Annotated in this window: 1 protein-coding gene; it reads right to left on the bottom strand. The window is 63.4% G+C overall.

The window, feature by feature from the left end:
• A partial coding sequence (locus ACFPU0_RS11370; RefSeq protein ID WP_377693088.1) for a peroxidase family protein occupies positions 1–10,550 on the bottom strand: 10,550 nt, incomplete at its 3' end.
• Positions 10,551–11,404: the final 854 nt, after the last annotated feature.

The following is an 11,404-nucleotide window of genomic DNA, read 5'->3' as shown; positions in this document are numbered from 1 at the left end:
GTGATTCCCAGGTTCTCCAGGTTGAGCCGGTCCTGGCCCAGGGTGAAGTCGGCGATCATGTCCTGACCGAACCCCGCACCGAAGACGAAGATGTCGTTACCGGTGCCCCCCACCAGGTAGTCGTTGCCGCCCAGGCCGAACAACGCGTCCTGACCGGCGCCACCGACAAGGGTGTTGCCCAGCTCGTTGCCGAAAGCCAGGTCGAAGTTGCCGGCACCGCCGAAGAACAGGTCTTCGACGTTCGCCCCCAGCGCGTAGACCGACAGCGAGGTCGTCACCCCGTCGTGCCCCTCACCGGCCAGTTCGACCACCAGGTCGCCGGCCTCGGTGACCACGTACATATCGTTGCCCCGGCCACCGGCCATGGTATCGGCGCCGCCATTGCCAATCAGCAGGTCGTTGCCGGCACCGCCGCCCAGGACGTTGTCGAGCGCGTTGCCGATGCCGGTGAAGTTACCGCTGCCGCCGAAGAACAGGCCCTCGACATTGGCCCCCAGGGTGTAGCTCGACAGCGAAGTGGCGACGGTGTCATGCCCCTCGCCGGCCTGCTCGACCACCAGATCACCGACCTCGGTAGCCACGTAGATATCGTTACCCAGGCCGCCGGTCATGGTATCGGCACCGCCATTGCCAATCAGCAGGTCGTTGCCGATGTTGCCCGTGAGGGCGTTGTCGAGCCCATTGCCAATACCGGTGAAATCGGCGCCGCCGTCGAAGACCAGGTTTTCGATGGTGCCACCCAGGGTGTAACTGGCCAGGGTCGTCACCAGCGAATCCACGCCGCCGCCATCCGCCTCGATCACCAGATCCCCGACGTTGTCGACGTTGTACGCATCGTTGCCCAGGCCACCGACCAGGGTGTCGGCTCCGGCACCACCGACCAGCACGTCATTGCCGGCACCGCCGGCGATGACGTTGTCCAGCGCGTTGCCGATGCCGACGAAGTCGCCGCTGCCGCCGAAGAACAGCCCCTCGACATTGGCCCCCAGGGTGTAGGTGGCCAGGGCGGTCGACACCGTGTCGTGCCCGCCGGCGGCCAGTTCGGTCACCGTGTCGCCGGCCTCGGTGACCACGTACATGTCGTTGCCGACGCCGCCGACCATGACATCCGCACCAGGCCCACCGATCAGCAGATCGTCACCGACCTCGCCAACGAGGGTGTCATCGCCCAGGCTACCGACCAGCGTGTCGCTGCCGTCACCGCTGCTGATCATGTCGCCGCCGACACTGCCAACAAGGATGTCCGCGCCAGGGGTCCCAAGGATCATGACCCCCACCACCGCCGTTGCCGCCGACGTCCGCGTTTCCGCGCCGCCAAGGTCATCCGTGAAGCTCGCCACTACCCGCAACTGCTGACCAACCTGAGTCGCAGTCGGGGTGAAGCCACGGTTGGTCGCCCCGGCGATATTGGTGAAGGTGACCCCATCGCTCGATGACTGCCACTGGAAGTTGAAGATCGAGGTGGTAAGGCCATCAGGGTCATCGATGGTACCCGGCCCGACTATCAGGCCTTGGTCCTGGGTCGGGCTCAAGTCGCTTATGGCCGGCTCGCCGGTGGCCGTGTCCTGAACCGGAGTAGCCAACACCAGCGCGGTAGGTGCCGAGAACGCGGTCTCCAGCACACCATTGGCATCCTTGTAGATCGCCTTGGCCCGCAGGGCCAGGCCGGCGAGATCAGCCGTCACTCTGAAGTTGGCGCCGCTGGCCACCTGGTCCGCAGCCGCGACATCGATCTGGATGATGTCCTGGAACAGGCCATCGCCATTGTCCACCTGCCAGGAGTAGACCACCTGACCGCTGACCGATCCGCCAGGATTGTCGGCATCCGTGACGCCTTCGATCGATACTTTCATCAGGGTACCGACCTCAGGTGTCACATCGTTCAGCGTCAGCAGCCCCTGCGGAGCGGTATTGCCGGTGGAGACCAGGTCCATCGTCTGATCGGCGAACTGCAGGCGCTCGATGCCGGTCAGCCGGTCCACACCATCCCGCCCAACTTCCACGTCGGTCACCGTGACGATGTCGTCACTGGTATCGAGCGGGGTACCGTTGTCGTTGATGCTGACCGTGTAATCGGCGGCGTTGCCGGAGAATCCGACAGTGTCGAAGCCGGAACCCGAACCCAGCAGGATTTCGCGCACTATGACCAGTTGCCCCGGGTTGTAGACGCCCGTGGTGACGAAGGGCACGAGTGCCGTCAAGCTATCGAAGCTGGCGATTTCCGGCCCGGTGCCATCGATGTTCTGGCGAACGCTGATGCGCACGTTCAGCCAGCTGTCGCCATCGATCAGATCATCACCGCCGCCACCCTCAATGAGGTCGCTGCCATTGCCGCCGAGGATGACATTGCCGGCGCCGAAGCTGTCGTCGGCATTACCCGGGATGCCATCCGGACCTACGCCGGCAGAGCCCAGGAATGACCGCAGGCCGTCGATCAGGTCGAGGTTGGTCAGCACGCTGCCGGTGAAGCCGGAGACGGATATGCCCGCTGCGTCGAAATCATCGCCACGCAGGATGTCGCTGAATGCCGACCCCGACAGACCTTCGGTGGATTCGAAGCGTGCCAGTACCGACGCCGCGGAGGCGCCGAGAGGTGCTTCATTGAAGGCGCGGAAGCGCATGTCGATATTCACGCCGCCCGGGTCATCCTTGAACGACGCCCAGTCGAAGCCGGAGCCACCGATGTAACGGTCGGTCGGGCCGCCATTGCCGACCATGATGTCGTCGCCGCCCTCCCCTTCCATCCGGTCGATGGTGCCCTGCCCGATGAACACGTCATTGCCGACTATGGCGTCCAGGCCACGGGCATCGAAGTTCTCGCCGGCACTGCCGTCGGCCATGCCGTGCTCGAGCCAGTCGTCGCCTTCGTTACCGAACACCATTTCGTTCGGCCGCACGCCCAGGATGAAGTCATCGCCCGGGCCACCGAAGCTCTCCGACTCGTCCTCGCCGGTGATGATGAAGTCCTTGCCGAAGCCACCGAGCATCAGGTTGATGCCATTACCGGCATGGATCACGTCGTTGCCGTCGCCACCCTGCAGGTTGTCGTCGCCACCCTGGTCCGTGATGATGTCGTCGCCGGGGCCACCCTGGATCATGTCGACGCCATCGCCACCCTCGAGCCTGTCATTGCCGGCATCGCCGTACAGCGTGTCGTCGCCGATGCTGGAAATGAGAATGTCATTGCCCGCGGTACCGCCCAGGACCACATGGTCTTCGCCGGTATAACGCATGTAATTGGCATCGACTCCCGGGGTTGTCGGGTCATCACGCATCACCAGGGGACGCAGGGCACTGCCGCCTTGCGGGTCGGAATTGCCGAACAGGCCGTCGGCACCCGCCACATCGTCGGCCGTCCCCTGGATGCCATCCAGGCCGGCCTCGTTCAGGCCGGTGTGCTGTACCAGGGCATTGGCTTCGAGGATGAAGGCTGGCGTCGAGAACACGTCACCCGGCAGGTGCGTGGCGTTGGTGTTCGCCATGATCAACTTGGCGAACGAGTTGTTCTCCAGCTCGGTGAGGAAGTTCAGCCCCGCCGTGCGCTCCAGGTAGTAGAAGCGGTCGCCATTCTGCAGCTTCTCCATCTGGTTTTCGAACACGTAGTTGAAGGTGGAGCCCAGCAGGCCACCGAAGGGCATCTGCCGCTCGGCCAGGCCGCCGACCCAGAGGTCGATATCATCGACGCCTGTAGTTGCCGCCGGGCCGTTCAGGAACTCGATGCGGTCGGCCGCCACCACGCCATCCCCGTTCTGGTCCGTGCCGAAGACCAGCTCCATGGCGGCCAGGCGCTTGTCAGCGAGCGTCGTCGCACTGGTGACGCTCACGTGAGTGCCATAGGCGGCGATGAAGTTCACGATCGCCGATTCGTGCCGCAGGTTCATCGCGAAGTCGACCCAGCTCGCATAGGGCTTTAGCTGGGCATCGCCGGTGGCGGTGTAGAAGTCCAGGCGCGCCCTGTTGAGCGACGGCACGCCGGTGTCACGGGCGCGGGTCATGTTGACGGTCGGCAAGTCGAGCGGCAGGCCGAGCAGGTTGTTGCGCAGCGCCTCGGTGACATGATTGTCAATCTCGTTGCCCTGCTGCCGGGTCACGCCGCGCACGATGGCGCCCGCCGCCTGTTCGGCGGTGAGGGTACCGTTGGCATCGAACGCAAGCGGGTTGAGGAAGGCCTGCACCAGGCCGATTTCGCTGGAGACGTAATTGGGGTCGAGGCGGTCGACGGTGTCGAGCAGCATCGAGTGGCCGAAGCGATACACCGCGTGGGCGAACTCGGCGACTATCGCCGGGTTGATGGTCGCGTCGTAGCCCTGGCCTTCGGTCAGGAACACGTCCACCTGCGGCTGTACCTTGCGGGCGAACTCTTCGAACACCAGGTGCTGGTACTGCATTTCGGTGCCGAAGCGCGCCGCCTGGAACAGGCGCTCGCCGTTCCACTGCAGGGCATCGATCTCCCCTTGCGTGGTGGGCAGGGTCGTGATCGGCGTGCGCAACCACTGGTTGACGAAGGCAACGTCGTTGCTGGCAAGGACCACATCCTTGATGTGCACGACTAGGCGGTTGTGTTCGGCGTGGAACACGTGGTGCACGGCGGTCAGGGCGATGTTCTCGTTGACCCGGCCGTCACCGGCCATGAAGTGCTCGGCCAGGAGTTCGTCGTCATAGGTGGTCCCCAGGCCATCGTCGACACCGGCAACGGCGTCGCCGTCCGGCGTGAGCGGAACGCCGAAGGCGCTGAAGGGGTTGGCGCTGTGGGCGATGTCGGCGAGGAACATATGGCCGGTACGCAGGGCACCAACCGCGGTGGGACTGATCGGCGCGGCCGGGTTACCTTCCACCAGCACATCGTCCACCGTGTTGGGCAGGCCGTCAGGGCCGAGATCGATCACCAGTTGGGCGAAACCGTTCGCGCCAGGGATGAACTTGCCGTACGGGTCGACCGCCACCAGCGGCACATTGAGGGCATCGAAGTCATCGAGCTCGATTCCCAGCAGGTCGCGTGCCTGGGCCTTGACCACGCCCCAGGTGGACATGCCGCCAAGTTCCACATCGTCGGCGGTGCCGAACAGCCCATCGGCGCCCAGGTCGCGATTGGTGATCAGCCGGCCGGTTGCAACCGGCACGCCGCCAACGAGTTCATAGGCACGCAGGAAGACCTGGTGCGCCGGATGCGAGGTGTAGGTCTGGTTCTGGTCGACGAAAGGCGTGGTCTGGTTGTTCTGTGTATGCACATCGTCGGCGGTCCCCAGGATGCCGTCCACGCCAGGCAGGACCTGGGTATTGGTGGCGCGGGTGACCAGCATGAACTGCAGGGCCGGATCGGTCAGCTCATCGCCGGTGCCGGCGACACCGTCAGGCCCATGGGTGATCAGCGGATCGTCAGGCTGTAGCGGAATGAACACCGTACCGTTTTCACCTTTCTGTACCAGGTCGAGGCCGTGGTCGAAGAACTGCCCGAAGAAGGTGAACCAGGCGTTGAACGGCGCCGACAGGCCTTCGTCAGGGGTCGTGTTGCCGATCGTCAGGGTCTGACCCCGTGGAATGACCACGCCATCGAGGTCGAGAATGATCGGCGTGCCATCGGCATTGAAGAGCAGCGCACCCGTGACCGGATCCACCGCTTGGGTGCCCAGCCCCGCTTCGAGGAAAGCCTGCACCGCCGACGGGTTGGTGATGGTCTGGTCGACGATCAGGTTGGAGATGATCCGCGGATCGGAATCGACCACGTTGCCATCCACAGGTCCGGTGGTGGCGAAGTTGGTGTTGGTGATGCCATTGAACGGAGCTTCGTCCAGGTCATTGCGGAACTGCTGGTCCACCAGCAGCGGGAAGTCCTGGTCCGCGGCACCGAAATCGGTCTGCCCCACTACCAGGTTGTTCAATGAGCCGTCCACTGTGCGTATGCCGAAGGGCACCCGCGAGTTCGGCAGCAGAGACAGCAGGTCCGCGCCGGCCGCATGCTGTTCCGAGATCAGGATCTGATCGAGGATGAACTGCAGGTCGCTGCGGATCAGGTGCAGGCCGTTACCCGGGCTGACAGTGGGGCTCTCCTCCGGAATCGGCGCCGGCGGGGCCACGACTATGACGCCGGTGACCGGCGTGGTCGCCGCCGAGAACACGTTTTCCAGCGTCCCGTTGGCATCCTGGTAGACCGCCCTGACCCTCAGTGCCAGCCCGTCTAGATCGGGCGTGACGCGGAAGGTGTTGCCATGGACCGTCGCCGGATTGTTGGCTCCCTCAACGCGCAGGTCCTCGAAAACGCCCGTGCCGGCGATACGTTCGACCTGCCAGACGAAGCTGATGGGGCCGGTGATCGCGCCGGTCCCGGGATTGTCGGCATCGGTGATGCCTGCCGCCGAAACGGTCAGCACCTGGTTCACCGCCGGCGTAGTGTCATCAATCGCCAACTGGCCAACCGGCTCGGCGTTGAGACCGGCCACCAGCACCACGGCCTGGTCAGCGAACTGCAGTCGCTCGATATTGACCACGCGGTCGGTACCGTCGGGGCCTGCGACTACGTTGCCGTCGACGTCCACCACCAGGTGCTCGACCGTGGTCACGCCGGTGACCGCATCGGTGGTCACGTTGTAGTTGGCCAGGACGTCGGAGAACACCGCCGTATCGAAAGCGGCAACGGCGGCGGTATTGATTTCACGGACGATGCTCAGCTGACTGGGGGTGATTTCCCCTGAAAGCAGGAAGGGCACGAGCTCCACCAGGCTGTCGGCGGTGGTGATGACCGGTTGCCCCGGCTGCGGCACGTGGCCGGCCACCGCGATGCGCACGTTGAGGAAGCGCTCGCCGTCCAGCAGGTCATCGCCACCACGGCCTTCCATGATGTCGCTGCCACCGCCGCCAAGGATGATGTTGCCGGAAGCGAAGGAGGTCACCACAGGTACTGCATCGGTCCCCAGCATCTGGTTGAGGAAATCCTGCAGGCCGGTGATGCGGGCGATGCCCTCGGCGTTGAGTCCGCCGTTCAGCGGCCCGGGTACGTTGATCTCCGCCGCGTCGGCGTGATCGCCACGCAGCACGTCGGCGAATGGCGAGCCGGTCAGGCCTTCCGTGAAGGCGAAGCGGTCGAGTATGCCCTGGTTCGAGGGCGCCACCGGAGGCTCGATAAGGTCGTTGACCAGCAGGTCGGCCGACACGCCGAGGAGATCGTTGTCATAGCTGGCCCAGTCGAAACCGCCACCGCCGTTGAGGTGATCCTCGCCGTCGGACATCACCATGATGTCGTCGCCGCCCTCACCCTCGGCCTCGTCGAAGCCGCCGCCGGTGATGAAGACGTCATGTCCTGGGATGGTGCTGGCTTCCAGCGGGTCGAAGTTGTCGCCAGCGGCGCCGTCCGAAGTGCCGATCTCGATCCAGTCGTCACCCTCGTTGCCGAAGGTCGGCAGGTTCATCTGGGCACCGAGGATGAAGTCGTTGCCCTGTCCGCCGAAGGTCTCGGAGATGTCTTCGCCGGTGACGATGAAGTCGCTGCCGTCACCGCCGAGGATCAGGTTCTCGCCGTTGCCGCCGTGGATGACGTCGTCGCCGGCATTGCCCTTGAGGACGTCGTCGCCACCCCGGTCGGTGATGATGTCGTTGCCGTCGCCACCCTCGATATTGTCGACGCCATCGCCGCCTTCCAGGCGGTCGTTGCCGGCGTCACCCCAGAGGGTGTCGTCGCCGATGCTGGCGATCAGGGTGTCATCGAGGTCGGTACCACCGAGCACCACGTGGTCTTCGCCGGTGTAGCGCAGGTAGTTGGTGTCGACGACAGGCGTCGCGGGGTCGTCGCGGATCACCAGTGGGATCAAGCCGCTGCCGCCAAAGGGGTCGGAGTTACCCAAAAGGCCATCGACGCCGGCGACATCGTCGGCCGTTCCCTGGACGCCATCCGGTCCGGGCTCGTCAAGGCCGGTGCGTTGCGTCAGGGGGTTGGACTCGAGGATGAATGCAGGAGTCGAGAAAATGTCCGCCGGCAGGTGCCGCGCATCGGTGTTGAGCATCACCAGCTTGGCGAAGGAGTTGTTCTCCATCTCGGTGAGGAAGTTCAACCCCGCGAGACGGGCCAGGTAGTAGAGGCGGTCACCGTTCTGCAAGGCTTCCAGCTGGGTCTCGAAGACGAAGTTGAAAGTGGAGCCGAGCAGGCCGCCGAAGGGCATCTGCTTCTCGGCCAGGCCGCCGATCCAGAAGTCGACGGCATCCAGCCCGGTGGTAGTGACGCCATTCGCGCCACTGGCCCAGGCTCCGGTGCTATTCAGGAAATCCAGGCGGTCGGCCGCCAGCAAGCCGTCACCGTTCAGATCCGTACCGAATACCAGTTCCATGGCCGCAAGTCGTTTGGCGACCAGGGTCGTGGCCCCGATAATGCTCGCGTGAGTGCCATAGGCCGCGATGAAGTTGATCAGGGAAGTCTCATGCTTGAGATTGCCCATGAATTCGACCCAGCTGGCATACGGCTTCAGTTGGTTGTCGCCGGTCATCTGGTAGAACTCGCGGCGCGCCGCATTCAGCGAGGGTACGCCGGTGTCGCGACCGCGGGTGATGTTGATGGCCGGCAGGTCCAGCGGCAGCCCCAGCAGGTTGTTGCGTACCGCCTCGGTGACGAACTCGTCGATCTCATTGCCCTGCTGGCGGGTCAGGCCCCGCACTATGGCACCAGCGGCCTGTTCCGCGGTGACGGTCACGCCGCCGAGTTGATTGAATGCCAGGGGGTTGAGGAAGGCGGAGATCAGGCCAATATCGCTGGACGCGAAGTTGGGATCCAGGCGGTCGATGGTCTCGGTCAGCATGGAGTGACCGAAGCGGAACACCACGCTGGCGAACTCGTTGAGGATCGCCGGGTCGATGGTCGCATCGAAGCCGTCCGGTGCCAGAAACGCGTCAACGTTGGGCTGTACCTTGCGGGCGAACTCCTCGAACACCAGGTGCTGGTACTGCATCTCGGTGCCGAACTTGGCGGCCTGAAACAGGCGCTCGCCATTCCAGTCCAGCGCGGCGATTTCCTCCGGCGTGACCGGGAAGGTGGCCGGCGCGGTGCCCGGCATCAGCCAGGCGCTGAGGAAGGCCAGGTCGTTGGAGGCGAGGACCACGTCCTTGGTGTGATCCACCAGGCGGTTGTGCTCGGAGTGGAACACATGGTGCACGGCGGTCAGGCCGATGTTCTCGTTGACCCGGCCGTCGCCGGCCATGAAGTGCGCATCCAACAGTTCATTGTCATAGGTGCCGGCAATACCATCATCGACACCGACGACCCCATCGGCATCCGCGATTTTCAGTGCCCCGGTCACGCTGTCGAAGGGATTGGCGATATGGGCGATGTCGACGAGGAAGGCCTGGCCGGTGCGCACCGCGTTGGCCAGGCTGATGGGCACTGCCGGATTACCTTCCACCAGCACATCATCGGTGGTGCCGGCGATGTCATCGAACCCCCTCATCACCACCTGCGGGAAGCCATTCGGCCCCCTGATGAAGTTGCCATAGAGGTCGGTGGCCAGAAGCGGGATGTTATTGATGTCGGCATCGGTCAGGTTGATCCCGAGGAAGTCGCGGGCCTGGGCCTTGACCACTGCCCAGGTGGACATGCCGCCGAGTTCCACGTCGTCCGCGGTGCCAAACAACCCATCGGCGCCCAGATTGCGGTTGGTGATCAGCTTGCCGGTGGCCTCCGGCTGGCCGGCCGCGTTCAGCTCATAGGCACGCAGGAACACCTGGTGCGAGGGGTGCGAGGTATAGGTCTGGTTCTGGTCGACGAAGGGCGACGTGGTGTTCAGGTGACGATGCACGTCGTCGGCAGTGTTGAGGACCCCGTCCGCGCCGGCCCCCACGGCGATGTTGTCGGCCCGGGTGAGGACCATGAAATTGCTCGTACCACCCGGCACGAACAAGGGGTCATCCGGCTGCAACGGAATGAACACGGTGCCGTTGTTGGCCTTCTGGATAAGGTCCAGACCATGGTCGAAGAACTGGCCGAAGAAGGTGAACCAGGTGTTGAACGGAGCCGACAGGCCCTCGTCCGGTGTGGTGTTGAGCACCGTCAGCAGCGTACCAGCGGGAACCGGGGTATTGTTCTGGTCCAGCAGGGTTCCAATTACGAATGGCAGCCCTGTCGCAGGATCGATCTGCGTGCCGTCGGAGATGGCCCCTAGTCCAGCCTCGACGAACGCCTGGACCGCCGCCGGGTTGTTGCTGGTCTGGTCGGCGACCAAGTTGGAAATGATCCGCGGATCGGCATCCACCACATTGCCGCCCAGCGGTCCGGTCGTAGCGAAATTGGTATTGGTCAGCTCACCGCCTGGCGCCGGACCGTTCAGGTCAAAGGTATCGCCATCCAGATCGTTGCGGAACGACTGGTCGAGGAACAGCGGAAAGAGTTGATCGGCCGCACCGAGGAGGGACTGGCCCAGGATCAGGTTGTTGAACCTTCCATCGACGGTACGCAAGCCGAAGGGCACCTGGCTGTTGGGTAACAGGGCGGTGAGGTCCCGGCCCGCCGCGTTGGCTTCAGCGATGAGAATCTGCTGGAGAATGAACTCGAGGTCAGAGCGAATGAAGTTGGCCATTTTTATTTCCTCAGTTCCGGCAGCAAAAAGTCAGGCTGAATCACGCCCACGCGGGAGCGATTCCACGTTTGCAACGAAGAAGCCGATGAAAAGACCGAATCGAATCCATGAACGAAAACACCGAGCCCTTATGAGGGCTCAGGTATCAGGGGAATGATTCGGATCAGTGACGCGCCGCGCCCTAGTCGGCGGCGGTCAGATGCACGCGGTAGGCGGCCCGTGGAACCTCCCCGAAATGCGTGTGCAAATCGGGGGGCATTCCAGCACGCGATGCCGCGACCACTCGATATCCATGATGACGTTCTCCCCAGCAGATCAAGCTGCCAAAGGCTGCAACGTCCCGTCCTGGATGCAGTCTGCCGAGAAATAACAATTTCTCATTCCTGACTAAAGGTCCACGCCCAGACACTGTCAAGAATACGTCGCGACATGTTTCAAAATGTAAAAATACTATAGATATTTGAATTTACTAAAAATAAGAAGAATCAATCACTCCAGATACGCCTAAACATGCAGTAATACTGTCCTTACCGCCCTGGCATGCCGCTGCCAACACCGACGAAAGCCCCGCTCCAGAGCGGCTCGAGTGGCGCTCCCACTTATCAGCTGAATGCAACCGTTGATTCAAGTGAGGAAACCGGGCATTTCGGAGGCATCCTTCTTGCATACCGAGCTGCAATCGGATCGGTGACCGTGACAGAGCGCCGATGTCTACTGCCGATTGTTATGGGGACAGGTTTTCCGCCATGAAAAAGGGGGGTGAAGCGCCTGGCGCTTCCCCCCCTTTTCCGCTACCGCAACCTGCGAGTCCTCAGCTCGCCAGGATGAAGTCCCCGAAGGTCATGCTGTTGGGA

Origin of the sequence: Pseudomonas sp. GCM10022186 (assembly GCF_042656385.1) — a bacterium.
Lineage (GTDB): Bacteria > Pseudomonadota > Gammaproteobacteria > Pseudomonadales > Pseudomonadaceae > Metapseudomonas.
Note: the sequence above shows the minus strand (reverse complement) of the source record. Positions and strands in the feature narration are given on the sequence as shown.